This window comes from Micromonospora sp. NPDC003241 (assembly GCF_053589795.1).
Genome location: NZ_JBSFSO010000011.1, coordinates 26832 through 41928, shown reverse-complemented (window position 1 = coordinate 41928; position 15097 = coordinate 26832). Strand labels below are relative to the sequence as shown.

Genomic DNA, 15097 nt, shown 5'->3' with positions numbered 1-15097 from the left:
GTCCCCTGCCTGCGCCTCACCTCTGGTCGAGCATCTGCCCGATGCGGATCTTGTTGCCGAACGGGTCGCGGATGCCGAAGTCGATCCCGTACGGCCGCTCCATCGGCTCGTCGGTGATGTCGACGCCCTTGCCGACGAGCTCCTCGTGCGTCTTGTGGGCGTCGTCCGTGGTCATGAACAGGAAGCCGCCGGCCGCCCCCTTGGTGAGCAGTTCGCGGACCTGCTCGGCGGTGGCCGGGTCGAGGCTCGGCGGGCCGGGCTTCTCCAGCAGGATCTCGCGCTGGCGGTCACCGGGAATGTTCACCGTGAGCCACCGCATGAAGCCCAGATCCTGGTCGGTGTGCACCTCCAGGCCGAGCTTGCCCACGTAGAAGTCGAGCGCCTCATCCTGGTCGAGGACGTAGACCTGGGAGCGGCTGATTGCGTTCATCGTCATGCCCGGAACGCTAATGCAACGCTCTGACCTGCTGCTTATCCAAAACTGCTCGGCCTCGTCCACGCTTTGGTGAAGCAGCCCGGCACCGGCGCGGCGGGGGCCGTCCGCCGCTTGCGGTAGTCGGTGGGCGACTCGCCGACGATCTGTCGGAAGGTACGGCTGAACGTGCCGAGACTGCCGAACCCGACCGCGTGGCACACCTCGGTCACGTCCTGCTCGGTGTGCAGGAGGAGGTACATGGCCCGCTCCACCCGACGCCGTTGCAGATACCGGTGCGGCGTCTCCCCGAAGGTCGCCCGGAAGGTGCGGATGAAGTGGGCCTCGGAGACGTACGCGATCTTCGCCAGCGTCGGGATGTCCAGGGGTTGCGCGTACGCGCGGTCCATCGCGTCCCGGGCGCGCAACATCGCCCGGTTCGTCTGCTCGACCGCCCTGCTCACCGGCCATCTCCCCCACAACGCCGAACAGGTCACGCCCGGCCGGCATGAATCCGACGGGCACTCCACTGGCCGGAGCCTACGCTCCCCGGTCGGTCAGCCGACGGCGTCGACGAAGCGCCACCACCGGTTCGCCGCAGCCGACGGCCGCGCGACTCTCATCCTTCAATGGCATGCAGGTCGGGAGCTTCGGCGAGGAGGTGTATGCCGTCGTCGTCGTGACGGTGCAGAGTGCAGCCGTCCCGGGTGAATCGCACGGTCAGCACCTGCCCGACGTGTCGGGCGGCCAGCCGCAGCAGCACCGGCACCGGGTCGGCGGGCAGGGCGCTCGGCGGGGCCTCGGGCACCGGGATCGGCACCACCACGTCAGTCGGCGCGGCGCTGGCGATGGAGTCGGTCAGGCACTCGACGCACCAGGCCAGCGCCGCTTCCAGGGTCGGGCGGTAGGGCCACTCGTCGGGGCGGACCAGGGCGTCACGCGGTCGCAGCTCGACGGACCAGCGCAGCCCGCTCAGGTAGCGCGGATCGTCGGCGTTGTGCCGCAGGTCGCAGATGCTGACCTCACACGCCAGGTCCAGGCCGAGCGCGAGCCGGATCAGCGCGGTCAGCGGCGGCGCGTCGGGGCGTACCGCCGTCACGATCAGCCGACCTGCGGGCTGGCCCCGACCGGCGGCGCGCACGTGCTCGCCCACCGGATCGGCTCCGGCCCAGGGCAGCGTGACGTGGCCGCCACGCAGTCGCGCCTCGATCTCGTGCCCGCCGTCGGCTTCGGCGAGGTCCTCCGGCCGTACGCCGAGGACGGGTGCCCAGGCGGCGAGCTGATAGCGGTCGGGGAGCTGGACCACCGGCTTGCCGCCGGGTTGGGTGGCGACGAGCGTGACCGGCTCCAGCGTGCCGGTGTGCCAGGTCAGGTGCACGACCCGGTGCCGCAAATCGGTGAGCGTGAGCACCACCGCCTCGTGCAGCCGGTGGGTGCCGTCGCAGGTGAAGCAGGCCAGCACGGACGTGTGCAGCCCGGCGCCCCGGCAGCGCGGACAGCCCGCCTCCACCCCACGGCCGCCGAGCCGACAGTCGCAGCTGCGCAGGCGGCTGCCGGGCACGCAGTCCGGGCAGGGTCGCCAGCCGATCTCCGCACCGAGCCAGGCCGGCTCGGGCGGCGTGAAGCCGCGCCGCAACGGCACCCGCACCCGGCGTACGACCTGGCCGGTGAGCTGCTCCACGAGAGTCTCGACCGGATCGCCGTCCCGCAGGCTGGTGTGCCACCACCGCCCGTTCCGCCAGAGGGCCTGTGCGCCGGGCAGCTCGGAGCCGTCGACCGGGTCGACACAGTCGGCGAGGATCCGCCGTTCGAGCTGGTCCACGTCGACGGGCGGCACGGTGGGCGTGCGCGGTCGATCGGGCTGCACCAGCCGGGCGGCGACACCCCGGCCGCGCTCGGTGAGCCCCGCGAGCGCGTCGGCCACGTCGGTGCGGGCCAGCGCCTGCGGCAGGTCGAGTTGCCCGCTCCGGAAGCCCGGCACCGGCGAGCCGGGCACCTCGTACCGGACGTCCCAGCCCATCCCCGGCCGACGTACCTCGATCACCAGGTCGAGCAGGAGCAGATCGGCGAGCAGGCAGAGTCGGACGAGCCGTTCGGCCGGATCGACCGGCGGCACCGGCTCACTTCGTCCGAGGAAGAGCAGCCAGGGCAGGTGGTCCATCCGCACGATCGCCTGAGCCTCCAGCTCCAGTCGCTGCACCAGCGGCGCGTCGGGTCGCCACTGCTGCGGCAACCACAGCTCCGGCCCCTCCTCGCTGACGGCCGCGCCGACACTGGCGGCCAGCTCGCGTACCCGGTTGTGGAGCTTCACCACCCAGCCGGACTGCGTGCGCTCCGGGTCGAGACCTCCGGGCACGACGCGGTGCGAGGCGACCGCGCCGCTGTCCAGGTTGGCCACGCTGAGCACCAGCTGCGCCCGCCGTTGCCCGCGCCGCCGACAGCGCCCACACGGGTACGCCACACTGCCCGCGCCCCGACACTGCTCGCAATCCCGGTACGCCACACGATGCGCGGGTATGGCGGTCTCCTCCGCCAGGAACCGATTCCCGAAGCTGGTGCACCGGCACGGCAGCAGCTGAAAGGTCATCCCGTCGCAGTCCGGGCAGGTTATGACGGTCACCGCGTACCCGCCTGCTTCTCGTTGGCGCACGGTGGCGGTGGGAATATTGCGCGCACGAATCGGCACCACCTGTTCTGGGATCGGAATAGACGTCGCGGTCATCGCTGTTGTCGGGCTTATCTTGTAGGGTCGGAAACACCATCACAATGAATGTCCCGTCATACGTTTCCACTGCTTGATCGCACCAATTCCGAGTTCCACGACCGCCGTCAGGATGTTGCAAAACCCGACAGGAAGGAGGGTGCGGTGGCCGAAGACATGGGTTCGACAGTGCCCCGTCGCCAGCTCGGCAGGACCCTGCGTGACCTGCGCACCGAGGCCGGCATCACGCTCGACGCCGCCGCCGAGGCACTGGAGTGCAGCCGACAGAAGGTGTGGCGGATCGAGAGCGGCCTCGGCTCCGTGCGCGGCGTCGACGTCCGCGCGATGTGCGAGTTGTACGCCGCCCGCGCCGAGCTGACCCGGGCGCTCACCGCACTGGCCACCGAGACGAGAGCAAAAGGCTGGTGGCACGCCTACGGCGACGCCATCCCCGACTGGTTCGAGCTGTACGTCGGCCTCGAATCCGCCGCATCGAGACTGCGGTTCTACAAGAACAGCCTCGTGCCGGGCATCTTCCAGACCCGGGACTACGCCCGGGGCATCTATCGGGTCGACCAGCCCGACATGACCAATGACGACCGCGAACGCGCCGTCGACCTGCGCCTGCAACGCCAGTCCCTGCTGACCCGCCGCCTGCCCAAGGCACCACAGGTGCAGGTCGTCCTCTGCGAGTCCGTCCTACTCCGACCGGTCGACACACCGACTGTCACCGCTGAACAGTTGAGGCACTTGCAGGAGTCGAGCAACCTGCCGAACGTCTCGATTCGGTTCCTGCCACTCGCCGCTGGTCCGCACCTTGGCGCGGTCGGCGGCGAATTCGTTCTGCTTGACTTCCCCTTGGGTAACCGCGCCACTCCCGAGCCTCCGGTCGTCTACTGCGAGTCGTGGACCGGGGCGTTGTACCTGGACCGGCCGACCGAGTTCGCGGCCTACGAAAAGGCATGGTCGAGCTTGCTCAGCCTCGCCCTTGATGAGGAACAATCAAGACGACTAATCGACAAGATCATCGAGGAGGTTCACCGTGGTTGACCTAACCGGCGCCCGCTGGCGCAAGAGCAGCCGCAGCGGCGGCAACGGCGGCGAGTGCGTCGAGGTCGCCGACAACCTGCCCGGCGTCGTCGCGGTCCGCGACAGCAAAGACCCACACGGCCCCGCCCTCACCTTCACCCCCATCGCCTGGGCCACCTTCCTCACCACCACCCGCACCACCGACTGACCTGCAAACCCGGCGGGACCCCAGGATCTTGGACACTTTCCGTTCGACTCGAACGGAAAGTGTCCAAGATAGACAGTCGTCGCCAATGATTACGCCGAGTGCGGGGCGCTTTGTGCGGTTTCTCCGCCGGCTTCGTCACCGGCACTGGGCTGATCACCTTCTGCGGGGAGGGCGCGATACCACCTCGTGGGCGTACGGACGGGATTCAGCGACCTGATCCGCGCGACGGCGCGTCGTGGCTGGGGCACTGTCGACCAGATCCTGGACGGCTTGGAGACGACCGGGTGGCGCGGCGGCAGCCAGGTGCTCGGTGCGGCCTTCGCCATCGCGGCCAACCGCAGCCGACTACCTGTAGTTACCGGGGCTGCGACCCACGCCCGTCTCCGATAGTGTCCGCCCGACTACGCAGACATGACCTGGTTTCGCGGACGGCGGTAGGAGGACGGCATGGCCAGCATCGAAGAGGTCAAGGCGGCACTGATGCAGGCAGCCGAGCAGGGCAACGCCACGATCAACCAGATCCGAGCCGCCGCCGACAACACCGAGCAGATGCTGAGCCGGTTACGTGCCGTCGCCGCCGGCACCGGCCATCCAACGATCGCCGAGGCCATCGCCCGGGGTGAGCAGAGCAAACAACGGCTGGCCGAGGCCATGACCCTCGTGCAGGGCAGCTCGGAGGCCGCCCGCCGCTACGTCGGCATCCTCGGCTGAGCAACCACCACCATGAGTGTCGGCGAGGTCAAGGCGACCCTTCGCGCCGCCGTCGAAGCCGCCCGCCAGGGACAACATGGGTTCGACCAGGCTGTCTCCGAGGCCGAGGCGGCGACCCGAACGGCGACCGCCCTCCTGCACGGCAGCCGACACGAGCACGTGACCGCCACCCACGAGGCGCTTGCCGCTGCCGGGGCAGAGGTCGCACCGACTCGCCGCCGCTTCAAGGACACCGCCGAACAGGCAAGCGACTACCTCACGCGACTCGGATGAGCGGCAGCATCGCCGAACTGGTCGCGCAGCTTCTCGCCGTACAGCAGAAGCTTGATGCCGCTGCGGTGACCGCGCTACGCGCCCGGACGGACGCCGAGGTGGCCTTGGCCCGGCTGGTCGAGGTCCAGCGGGGCACCAATGACCAGCGGCTACGCGCGGCCGTCGCCAACGCCGAGGTGGCCAGGGACAAAGCCGGCCGCTACGCCCGCCTGTTGTCCGAGGCTGCCCGTCACATCACCGCGTACGTCAACACGATCGCCCCCGGTGCCGCGCCCAGCGGCCCGAATGACGCGGCTTCGCCGTCCGGGGATCGTCTGGTCGAGGAGACAGAGGGACGCAGCCGGAAGGGCGAGGCGTTCCTGCGCCGGCACATCAAGAAGGCAGACGACACCGAGGACACCCTCAAGCAGGCCGAACAAGCAATCACCACCGGATTTCGCGAGCTACAGAAGGGCCTCAAGGGTTCGGGATCGAGCGGTAGCAGGGCGTCCACGGGCGTCGACCCCGGCACGCCGATCGACCGCCCTCAGTTGGAGCACCCCGTCACGTCCGTCATCATGGCTGCTGGCGCAGTCGTCGTGGGATTCCGAGGTGTCTGGAACATGGTGAAGAAGCACCGCGAGAGGAAGCGATCTGATGAGCAGCCGTGAGATGGTCGACTACATCCGGACGATGATCAGAGGCGACCACGAGGCCAATGACCGGGTGGAAGCTCGCCTTGACGAAATCGGTTGGGACGGTTTCCCGACTCTTCTCGGCGCGGTCTTCTACTTCGCGGTCAATCGGCGCTTCGATGAGCAGACATCCACGGGCGAGATCGTGCGCTTCGTGGCCGAGATGCGAGCGGGAACCCCGCCCGGCACCCCAGAGATCGACGCCAACGCGGCCGAGACACTGATCCGAGCCGCTGTGGATCCCGACGTCGAGACGGCCATCGATCCTCAGATGGCTGGACGAATCCAAGGTCTGGTCATCCTGCGCATCTTGGGCGATGGCACTATCGGCGACGACGACCTGGACGAGCTTCTCGCCGAGGCAGCAGCACTGGCCAGCCGAGTATGAGCTGACTCCAGGGGATTGCGACGACGAGGTACGCCCCACGGTCAAGCGTGAGCTGCCCGAGTAGGTCCGCACGATGGTTCGTGATGTCGGCGTACGACTCCGGATGCCTAGGTAAGTACGGCTGAACGCACCCACCACTGACCCCGCCTGGGGCCGGTGTCGGTGACGTTACGTAGCCTTCCAGGCGTCGAGGGCCGTTATCGATCGAAGGGTGAGCCGTGGCGCGTACCTGGCTGTCCATACGGGTTGAGCTGGTCTCGGGTCGTGGCATCGACCTGTGGCCTCGACCTGGTAGGGTCTTCGCCGCGAGCCGGTCGCACACCTGCGCCCAATTGGCTAAGGCGATCGACCTGGCGTTTGCCCGTTGGGACCTGGCCCACATGCACATGTTCACGCTGGCCGACCAGACCCAGGTCACGCCGCTTGAACTGTGGGATGGCGAGGCGCCCGAGGGCAGCATCGACAGCGGCCGGACCAAGCTGAGTCGGCTGGGCGGCGGCGAGCAGTTCGCGTACCTGTTCGACTTCGGTGACGACTGGGCGCACCTGTGCACAGTCGCCGAGTCCCGCATCGACCCGCTCGAGACGCTCGGCGGTTTGCCTGCCGAGCCGATGCCGTACTTCGGCTGGGGTGACTTGCCCGACCAATATGGCCGGCGCTGGGACGTCGACGACGGCGAGTCGCAGCCGCCAAAACCTCCCCGCCGACCGCTTGCCGACCTTCCGCCACTACTGCCGTGGTGGGGACCTCGCCAACGCGGATAGTAGCGACCCCGAGGGTCTCTGACGATCACCAACTGTGCACGCTCACGCGTACCTACCTGAGCGTCCGAGCCCGTACGCCGACACGTGGCGACCAGGCGCCGTTCGGCTTGTGTCGTTGCCAGCGGTTACCGTCCCCGCCGATCCGGCCCTGCCAGTGCTTGAGTTCGAGCACGTAGAGGCCGCTACGGGTGAGCACCAACGCTTCGATCTCATTGATCGAGCCGTCGGAGTCAATGAACTCTAGGTTCGCCCATGCGTGATACGGCTCGGCATCCGGCAGATACGACGCCAGCTCCCGCAGGCCATCCTGTTCGTGGACATTCGCGCGCTGCCTCGCGGCCATGATGGTCACTGGCTTGGAGGGGTGGTCCTGGCGCAGATGAGCCATGGCTCCACCGACCGTCTCCGGCCCACCACATGTCACATTGCCTACCATGGATGCGTGGAGGAGAAGGACCGCGCTGCCGGCCAGGAGGACCACGCCCTGGCCGACTTCGTTCCCGACGAACTCGACGAGATTCCCGCCGACGCCTCCGGCGAGACGAAGTTGCTCTACCTCGTCGCCATCGCCGTGCAGATCGGGCAGATCGCGGTCACCGTGTGGGGGCTCGACCGCCTCTCCGATCCGAGCGTCGGCACCTGGGGCAAGATCGGCGCGGGCGCGGCCATCATCGTGGCGATCGGGATCTGCCTGAACGCCTGGAGTTCCGCCTACCACTCCGCCGCCTGGGACGAGCACCGCCCCAAGCCCGAGTGATCGCTCAATACTGATCGTGCGGAGGTCGTACAGCCCGTCGGCGAGCCACGTGTAGAACTCGCCGACGGGCCGGAGATCAAGCGGAGATCACCGAGCGGGGCATCGCGTCAATCATCGAACCCTCGATAAACCGCCCGAAGGTGTCGGCCGCTCACAGGACGACGACAGCGTCCTCGGCGAAGGTGAACAGGCCCGCGTCCAGCGTGATGCTCTTGAGTTTGGTGCCCTTCGGCACATCGAAGTAGACGTTCGCCGTCACCGAGTTACCCGGGTTGATTTTGTCCAGGAATCCCTGTGCGTCGCTGTTGCCGTAGATCCCGGCCGTTCCGTCGGGCTCGAACTCTCGGCCGCTGGCGTCCTGTGCGGTCAGGGCGCTATCGGCGTGAAATGTCTGGGCGCTCTTGGTGACGTTCTTGACGGTCACGCTGGCCTTGCAGAAGGTGCCCTGCGCCTTAACGTTAAGGAAGTCGCTGCCGACCCGGGAGATGCCACACTTCACGTTCTTGACGGTGAACTCGAAGTCACCGCCACGCACCTTGTCGCCGATACCGGGGGTCTTCGACTTCGCCGGCTCCGGTTTCTCCGCCGCCTTGGTGGGCTCGGCTGCCGCAGCACTGGTCGTCGGTGCCGCTTCGGGCGCGGGCGCGGCCCCCTCGGCAGCCGGAGCAGCGCTGGTCGCGGAGGTGACGTCGGTCGTCTTGTCGCCTCCGGCCAAGCCGACCACCAGCGTGCCACCACAGCACAGCATCACGAACGCGCCGACACCGATGAGGGTGGGCACCAGCCACGAGGCCCGCTTCTTGGCTACGGGTGGTGCAGGGAACTGGCCAGGCGTCGGCGGAGGGAACTGACCGCCGTCCGGTGGCGGTAACTGCCCTGCGGGCACCTGCGGGAACTGCGCGGTCGGCGGTTGACCAACGGGGGGCGGGTTTTGGGCAGGGTCGTATGGAGCCGTCATCGAGTGGTGTCTCCCGGGTCTCGTCCAGCGCTACCGCGTGATCAGTAAAGCGCTCTAACGGTGCCACGGTTAACCGCAGAAATATTCGTCCGGCTGGCCCGGCTCGCGCGACGAGTTCACTGTGGAACCAGCCGAAATACTGATTCGACCGTCAGACGTCAAGCCAATGCGATGAATCGGCACGCCCGACCGGAGCACGGCAGAACCCGACCCCGACGCCACATTCTGTCGGATACCCGCCAACCAGTACCCTCAATTGGATCGGGCAGATTATGCGAAAGGCGGGTGCCGAACTGCGGCAGGCGGTCAGTCGTTGACGCAGCGGAGCACCGGGCGGCTGGTGAGGGCGGTCGGGTCCAGGGGTGTCGACGACCGCACCACGAACGTCGTCGACTCGCCCGGCAGCAGCGTCACCAGGGCCTCGTCGACCTCGGCGGACGGGTCGAGCCGGTCGGGATGCAGCGTCAGGTCGCGCAGGACGGTGCGGGCGGTCACGCGTACCCGCTGGGTGTCCTCGGCCTCTTCCACCACGGCGTCGAAGGTTGCGGTCGGCCAGTGGATGTCGCGGTCCTCGGCGAAGAACCAGAGTGCCCGGTCGGGGCCGGCGTCCGCGACGAGCAGTTCGTCCCGGGCCTCGTCCGGCCGGGTCAGCTCCGCCGACAACGGCACGGTCACCGTCGCGTACGCGGGAACCTCCAGCTCCAGGGTGGTCTTCGCGCGGGGCTCCCCGGCCAGGGTGAGCCGGGTGACCGTGGTCGACGCGTGCCACGGTCGGCCGCCGTCGTTGACCGCGACCAGGGCCAGGCCGCCGTCACGGGGCTGGACGGTGAGCAGGCGGTCGGCGTAGGCCCGGCGCAACGCGTACCAGAGGGGCTTGCGGCGACCGTCGCCGTCGACGGCGGCCCACGAGGTGACCGGCCAGCAGTCGTTGAGCTGCCAGACGATGGTGCCCATGCAGTAGCCCCGGTGGGAGCGGAAGTGCTCGACCCCGAGTTGGATGGCGCGGGCCTGGTTGAGCTGGGTCAGGTAGTGCCAGTCGTCGAAGTCGCGCGGCGCGGGCAGGTGGGCGTCCAGCCCTCGGCGGAGCTTGAGGTCGCCGTCGGTGGCCTTCTGGTGGTGCGCCATGCCGGGTGAGTCGTGGGCCAGCGGCTCGTCGGACAGGGCCCGCCGCAGGGTGGCGTACGCGGGTGGGGCCTGGTAGCCGAACTCGGCGACGAACCGGGGCAGGTGTTCGCGGTACTTCGTGTAGTCGTCGGTGTTCCAGACGTCCCAGATGTGCGTGGTGCCGTACGCCGGGTCGTTGGGGTGGACGTCCTCGCGGCCGGAGTAGGGGCTGCCGGGCCAGTACGGGCGGGTCGGGTCCAGCTCGGCGACGATCCGGGGCAGCAGGTCCAGGTAGTAGCCGTGTCCCCAGGTGCGTCCGGCGAGCGGCTGCTGCCAGTTCCAGTCGTGCCAACCCCAGATGTTCTCGTTGTTGCCGGTCCACAGCACCAGCGACGGGTGCCCGGCCAGTCGGGTCACCTGTTCGGCGGCCTCGGCGGCCACCTCGGTGCGCAGCGGCTCCTCCTCCGGGTACGCCGCGCAGGCAAAGAGGAAGTCCTGCTGCACCAGCAGGCCCCGCTCGTCGGCCAGGTCATAGAAGTCGTCCGACTCGTACCGGCCGCCGCCCCAGACCCGCAGCAGGTTGACGTTGGCCGCCTCGGCCTGGTCGAAGCGGTGCGCCAGACGGTCCCGGGTGACCCGGTGGGGGAAGACGTCGTCGGGGATCCAATTCACCCCGCGTACGAAGAGCGGCACGTCGTTGACGTGCAGCGTGAAGGGGGCGCCGTGCGCGTCGGGGGTGGTGTCCAGGCGTACCGAACGGAAGCCGACGCGCCGGTGCCAGTCGTCGAGCGCCGCACCGTCCGGCCCGCGCAGCGTCACCGTCAGGTCGTAACGGGGTTGACCGCCGTGGCCGCGCGGCCACCACAGCTCCGGATCGTCGACGGTGACGGTCAGCAGTGCCGTCCGCTCCCCCGCCGGGATCGTCACCTCGGCGGTCACACCGGCCACCTCGGCGTGCACGGTGACCGGCACGTCGGTGGCGCGGTCGACCTCGACGTGCAGCTCCACCCGGCCGGTGCGGCCCTGCACGGTGACCAGCGGACGCACCCGCGCCAGCCGGGCGGTCGACCAGCCGTGCAGGCCGATCTCCTGCCAGATCCCGGCGGTGACCAGGGTCGGTCCCCAGTCCCAGCCGAAGTTGCAGGCCATCTTGCGGATGAACTGGAACGGCTCCGGGTACGCGTTGGGCCGGTCGCCGAGACGGTCGCGCTGCGCCTCGGCGTACCGGTAGGCGGAGTCGAAGTGGACCACGAGGTTGTTGTCCTCGGCACGCAGCAGCGAGGTCAGGTCGAAGCGGTACGCCCGGTGCATGTTCTCGGTGCGGCCGACCTCGACGCCGTTGAGCGTGATCGTGGCGACCGTGTCCAGCCCGGCGCAGACCAGGTCGAGGCGCTGGTGGTCGGCGTCGGGCCGGTCGAACGTGGTCTCGTACACCCAGTCGGTGCGGCCGATCCAGGCCAGCGCGGTCTCGTTGTCGTCCAGGTACGGGTCGGGGATCAGCTCCGCCGCGAGCAGGTCGGTGTGCACGCAGCCGGGGACGGTGGCCGCCACCACCCGACCGTCGACCTCCGGTGGCACCTGCGGACCGGGCACCGGCCGTAGGGTCCAGCCGTCGTGCAACGGCAACCGGTCCGGCCGGCTCCCCCGTGCGTCGCTCAAGACTTCACCGCGCCTTCCATGATTCCTCGGACGATCCGGCGACCGCCGATGACGAGTACGACCAACAGTGGCACCGTGGCCACGAAGGCACCCGCCAGCACCCGTCGGTAGATCACGTAGTTGCCGCTGGCCAGGTCGGAGATGGCCACCATCGAGGTGGGATAGTCGGTGCCGTTCAACGTGATCAGCGGCCACTGGAAGTCGTTCCAGGTGGCCACGAACGTCAGCAGGCCGAGCACCGCCAGCGCCGGGCCGATCGCCGGCAGCACCACGCTCCAGTAGATCCGGATGGTGGTGGCACCGTCCACCCGGGCCGCCTCGACCAGTTCGTCCGGCACCGAGTTGACGATGAACTGTCGCATGTAGAACACGCCGAAGGCGGTCACCAGGCCGGGCACGATCACTGCCAGCAGCGTACCGTTCCAGCCCAGCTTGCCCATCACGATATAGAGCGCGACGACGCCGAGCTGGTTGGGCACGGTCAGGGTGAGGATCACGAAGAGCATCAGCGGCCGGCTGCCCCGGAACTGCAGCTTGGCGAAGGCGAACCCGGCGAGCGAGCAGAAGAACAGCACCGCTGCGGTCACCGTGGTGGCGACGATGACGCTGTTCACCAGCGAGGCGGCGAAGTAGACGTCCTGGAGGGTGAAGACCTCGTTGAGGTTCACCAGGAACTGGTCGCTCGGCACGACCGCCGGTGGCAGCTGGGCGGTCGCCTCGTCGGTGCTGGTGGCGATGACGAACATCCAGTACAGCGGGAACGCCGCGAACAGCGTGGTCACCGCCAGGAAGAGGTACGTCCCGATGCCCGCCGGGGTGTCCTGCGGGGCCCGGCCGTACGACCCGGTCCGCCTGCGTCCACCGGGCGGCGTGCCCGGCTTACGGGGCCGGGCCTCCGTGGTGCTCGGTGCGCTCATCTGCGGCCCCCCGAGATGCGATTGGTCAGCAGGGTGTTCAGGGCCGCGACCGCGAGGATGATGAGGAACAGCGCCCAGGACATCGCGGCGGCGTACCCGAGGTTGAGGTCCTTCCAGCCGACCTTGTAGATGAGCTGCGCGACGGTCTGCCACTCACCGCCGGCGCCACCTCGGGCGGTCTGCGCGTTCAGGTCGAACAGCATCGGCTCGGTGAACAGTTGCAGTCCGCCGATGGTGGAGAGCACCACGGTGAAGATGACCACCGGACGGATCATCGGCACCGTGATCCGCCAGAGCTGTCGCCACGGCCCGGCTCCGTCCAGGGCCGACGCCTCGTAGACGTCGCGCGGGATGGACTGCATCGCGGCCAGATAGAGCAGGGCGTTGTAGCCGATCCACTTCCAGTTGACCATCGTGGCGATGGCGATCCAGGAGTGGAGTTTGTCCGCCCGCCAGTCGATCGGCGTCTCGGTGCCGATGCCGAGCAGGCCGAGCGCCCAGTTGGCCATGCCGAAGTCGCGGGAGAAGAAGACGTTGAACACCAGCGTGGACGCGGTGATCGGGGTGATGTACGGCAGCAGCGCGCCCACCCGCCACCAGGTCTGCGCCCGTAGTCGCCGGTTGAGCATCGACGCGATGACCAGCGCGAGCAGCAGTTGCGGGACGGTGGAGAGCAGGAAGATGCCGAACGTGTTGTAGAGCGCGTTGCCGAAGTCGCCGTCGGTGAGGAGTCGGCGGAAGTTCTCCGTTCCGGCCCAGCCGGTCAGTTCCGGGTCGTCCAGCCGCCAGTGGCGCAGCGCCACCACCCCGTTGAAGATCATCGGGAACAGGCCGAAGACGAAGAAGAGCAGGAAGAACGGCGCGATCAGCAGGTAGGGCACGTACCGCATGTCGAAGCGGTGCAGCCGGTCCCGCCAGGTCAGGGACCGGGCGGTGCGGGGGCGGCGGGTGGCCGGGTCGGGGGCCGCGCGCGTGGTGGGCATGGGCACACTCCGGGTACGCGATGACGGGACGGAGACCGGGGCCGGGTGGCGCGGGTGCGCCGCGCCACCCGTACCGTCATCTGCCGGCCTTCTCGGCTTCCTTGATCGCTTCGGCCCAGGCCGCGCCCGACGCGAGCGTGCCGTTCTGCACCCGGTTGATCACGTTCTCCACCGCGACCCGGGTCGGCCCGTTCTTGCGGCCCAGGTACTGCGGGGTGAGCCCCTCGGCCATCTTCGGGAAGATCTGCCCGACCGGCGCGGAGTTGAAGAACTCGTTCTTGAACTCGGCGATCGCCGGATCGGCGTAGAGGGCGGGCTGCGAGGGCAGGTTGCCGACCGTCTTGAAGACCTCGATCTGCTGCTCCGGCTGGATCAGCCACTCCACGAACTTGTACGCCTCGTCGACGTTGCGCCCCTGCTTCGGCACGGTGAGGAAGGAGCCGCCCCAACTGCCGCCGCCCCCCGGCACGGTGGCGATGTCCCACTGTCCCTTGGTGCCGGGTGCGGTGTTCTGGATGTGCCCGAGCATCCACGCCGGGCAGGGCAGCACCGCGAACGCGCCGCTGGTGAAGCCCTTGTCCCAGTCGGCCTGGAAGCTGGTCAGGTTCGCGGAGATCCCGGCGTCGGCCGCCCTGACCGCGTAGTCGAAGGCGACCTTGGGGCCGCCGGCCATCTGCAACTGCTCGTCGGCGTCGAAGAAGCCGACCTGCTGCTGCCCCAGGATCGGGTTGAACAGGTTGGTGGCGTTGTCGATGAACTTCTTCCCCGTCTCGGCGGTGTATCCCTCACCGACCTCCAGGAACTTGTCCCAGGTGGGCCAGAGTGCGGAGACCTGGTCGCGCGCGGTGGGCAGACCGGCGGCGGAGAACAGGTCGGTGCGGTAGCACATGGCCAGGCCGCCGACGTCGGTGCCGAGGCCGATCTGGGTGGCACCGTCGGCGGAGAGCGACTGCTTCCACTTCCACGGCAGGTAGTTGGTCTCGTAGGTGCCGGCACCCTTGTCGAGCAGGTTCACGAACTTGTCGGCCTGGCTGCGGAACTGGACGATGAACCCCTCGTCGATGGCGGCGATGTCGGGGGCGCCGGAGCCGGCGATGAGCTTCTTCTGCAGGTCCTCGTGCTGGGCGTTGTACTCGCCCGAGTTGAGGGCGATCTTGACGTTGGTGTTCTCCGCCTCGTACTTCGTCTTGAGGTCCTGCAGGCCGAAGTCGCCCCAGAAGTTGATCGTCAGGGTGACCTCACCGCCGGAGCCGCCGGTGGTGCTGCGTCCGCTGCACGCGACGACGAGCGAACCGACCGTCAGACCCACGGCTGCGACCCGCAGCCACCGGGGCGTGGACCGTCTCATGACCCCTCCTCCAAGCAGGCTGGGAATGCTCAATAAATCGAAGAACATTGACTGAACCGGATAAGTTAGGACCGTAAGGGCCCGCTCTCGCGGTGTCAACGGCGCGTTACGAACAGCGCCTAACGGTGACCTGCCGGTCGGCTGAACCGAACAAGTGACGGCGTCCGACCGACCGATCGAGACGGTGTCGGACCGCCACCGGGACAGCGGC

The 15097-nt window shown here is 68.6% G+C and carries 17 protein-coding genes; 8 read left to right on the top strand and 9 right to left on the bottom strand.

The features are described 5' to 3' along the window. Window positions 1–16 precede the first annotated feature (16 nt). The 3 genes from ACWDVW_RS11935 to ACWDVW_RS11925 form a co-directional block, all read right to left on the bottom strand. Window positions 17–436 carry a VOC family protein gene (locus tag ACWDVW_RS11935; protein WP_449947198.1) on the bottom strand — a complete coding sequence of 140 codons (420 nt, stop codon included), beginning with the start codon at window positions 434–436 and terminating at the stop codon, window positions 17–19. 35 nt (window positions 437–471) lie between these two features. Continuing rightward, window positions 472–876: a helix-turn-helix domain-containing protein gene (locus ACWDVW_RS11930; protein ID WP_396749258.1), complete on the bottom strand. Its 405-nt coding sequence runs from the start codon at window positions 874–876 to the stop codon at window positions 472–474. 155 nt (window positions 877–1031) lie between these two features. Beyond that, window positions 1032–2810 carry a hypothetical protein gene (locus ACWDVW_RS11925; RefSeq protein WP_449947195.1) on the bottom strand — a complete coding sequence of 593 codons (1779 nt, stop codon included), beginning with the start codon at window positions 2808–2810 and terminating at the stop codon, window positions 1032–1034. Between the two features lie 372 nt (window positions 2811–3182). Between ACWDVW_RS11925 and ACWDVW_RS11920 the strand changes: the two genes are divergently transcribed. The 7 genes from ACWDVW_RS11920 to ACWDVW_RS11890 all read left to right on the top strand — a co-directional run bounded on the left by ACWDVW_RS11920 (window position 3183) and on the right by ACWDVW_RS11890 (window position 7160). Continuing rightward, window positions 3183–4163, top strand: coding sequence for a helix-turn-helix domain-containing protein (locus ACWDVW_RS11920; protein ID WP_449947192.1), 981 nt, complete (start codon window positions 3183–3185; stop codon window positions 4161–4163). After that, entirely contained in the window at window positions 4156–4350 is a 195-nt protein-coding gene (locus tag ACWDVW_RS11915) for a DUF397 domain-containing protein (RefSeq protein WP_449947190.1), read from the top strand. Before ACWDVW_RS11920 ends, ACWDVW_RS11915 begins: the two co-directional genes overlap by 8 nt. A 447-nt stretch (window positions 4351–4797) precedes the next feature. Next, window positions 4798–5061 (top strand): hypothetical protein, encoded by a 264-nt coding sequence (locus ACWDVW_RS11910; RefSeq protein ID WP_131052028.1) that lies wholly within the window; start codon window positions 4798–4800, stop codon window positions 5059–5061. 12 nt (window positions 5062–5073) lie between these two features. After that, window positions 5074–5334 carry a hypothetical protein gene (locus tag ACWDVW_RS11905; protein WP_449947187.1) on the top strand — a complete coding sequence of 87 codons (261 nt, stop codon included), beginning with the start codon at window positions 5074–5076 and terminating at the stop codon, window positions 5332–5334. Further along, window positions 5331–5984 (top strand): hypothetical protein, encoded by a 654-nt coding sequence (locus tag ACWDVW_RS11900; RefSeq protein ID WP_449947184.1) that lies wholly within the window; start codon window positions 5331–5333, stop codon window positions 5982–5984. The genes ACWDVW_RS11905 and ACWDVW_RS11900 overlap by 4 nt, the downstream gene beginning before the upstream one ends. Continuing rightward, on the top strand, window positions 5971–6396 hold the full coding sequence (locus ACWDVW_RS11895) for a hypothetical protein (RefSeq protein ID WP_449947181.1): 426 nt from the start codon (window positions 5971–5973) through the stop codon (window positions 6394–6396). Before ACWDVW_RS11900 ends, ACWDVW_RS11895 begins: the two co-directional genes overlap by 14 nt. 218 nt (window positions 6397–6614) lie before the next feature. Beyond that, the gene (locus ACWDVW_RS11890) at window positions 6615–7160 is read left to right on the top strand and encodes an IS1096 element passenger TnpR family protein (protein WP_449947178.1); all 546 of its coding nucleotides are present in this window, start codon (window positions 6615–6617) and stop codon (window positions 7158–7160) included. 52 nt (window positions 7161–7212) lie between these two features. Here the strand turns inward: ACWDVW_RS11890 and ACWDVW_RS11885 are convergent, their stop codons facing one another. Further along, entirely contained in the window at window positions 7213–7548 is a 336-nt protein-coding gene (locus ACWDVW_RS11885; RefSeq protein WP_449947175.1) for a nuclease-related domain-containing protein, read from the bottom strand. A gap of 54 nt (window positions 7549–7602) precedes the next feature. On the opposite strand from ACWDVW_RS11885, the gene ACWDVW_RS11880 reads away from it, so the two are divergent. Further along, entirely contained in the window at window positions 7603–7917 is a 315-nt protein-coding gene (locus ACWDVW_RS11880; RefSeq protein ID WP_449947172.1) for a hypothetical protein, read from the top strand. A 151-nt stretch (window positions 7918–8068) separates the two neighbouring features. Here ACWDVW_RS11880 and ACWDVW_RS11875 read toward each other — a convergent pair whose 3' ends face one another. The 5 genes from ACWDVW_RS11875 to ACWDVW_RS11855 all read right to left on the bottom strand — a co-directional run bounded on the left by ACWDVW_RS11875 (window position 8069) and on the right by ACWDVW_RS11855 (window position 14886). Then, a complete protein-coding gene (locus ACWDVW_RS11875; RefSeq protein WP_449947169.1) occupies window positions 8069–8698 on the bottom strand; it encodes a DUF4352 domain-containing protein in 630 nt (209 codons plus the stop codon). 483 nt (window positions 8699–9181) lie between these two features. After that, window positions 9182–11638, bottom strand: a complete 2457-nt coding sequence (locus tag ACWDVW_RS11870) for a glycoside hydrolase family 2 protein (RefSeq protein ID WP_449947166.1) — start codon at window positions 11636–11638, stop codon at window positions 9182–9184. After that, the gene (locus ACWDVW_RS11865) at window positions 11635–12555 is read right to left on the bottom strand and encodes a carbohydrate ABC transporter permease (RefSeq protein ID WP_449947163.1); all 921 of its coding nucleotides are present in this window, start codon (window positions 12553–12555) and stop codon (window positions 11635–11637) included. Before ACWDVW_RS11865 ends, ACWDVW_RS11870 begins: the two co-directional genes overlap by 4 nt. Next, the gene (locus ACWDVW_RS11860; protein WP_396749269.1) at window positions 12552–13538 is read right to left on the bottom strand and encodes a carbohydrate ABC transporter permease; all 987 of its coding nucleotides are present in this window, start codon (window positions 13536–13538) and stop codon (window positions 12552–12554) included. The genes ACWDVW_RS11865 and ACWDVW_RS11860 overlap by 4 nt, the downstream gene beginning before the upstream one ends. A 76-nt stretch (window positions 13539–13614) precedes the next feature. After that, on the bottom strand, window positions 13615–14886 hold the full coding sequence (locus ACWDVW_RS11855) for an ABC transporter substrate-binding protein (protein ID WP_449947160.1): 1272 nt from the start codon (window positions 14884–14886) through the stop codon (window positions 13615–13617). Between the last annotated feature and the right edge of the window lie 211 nt (window positions 14887–15097).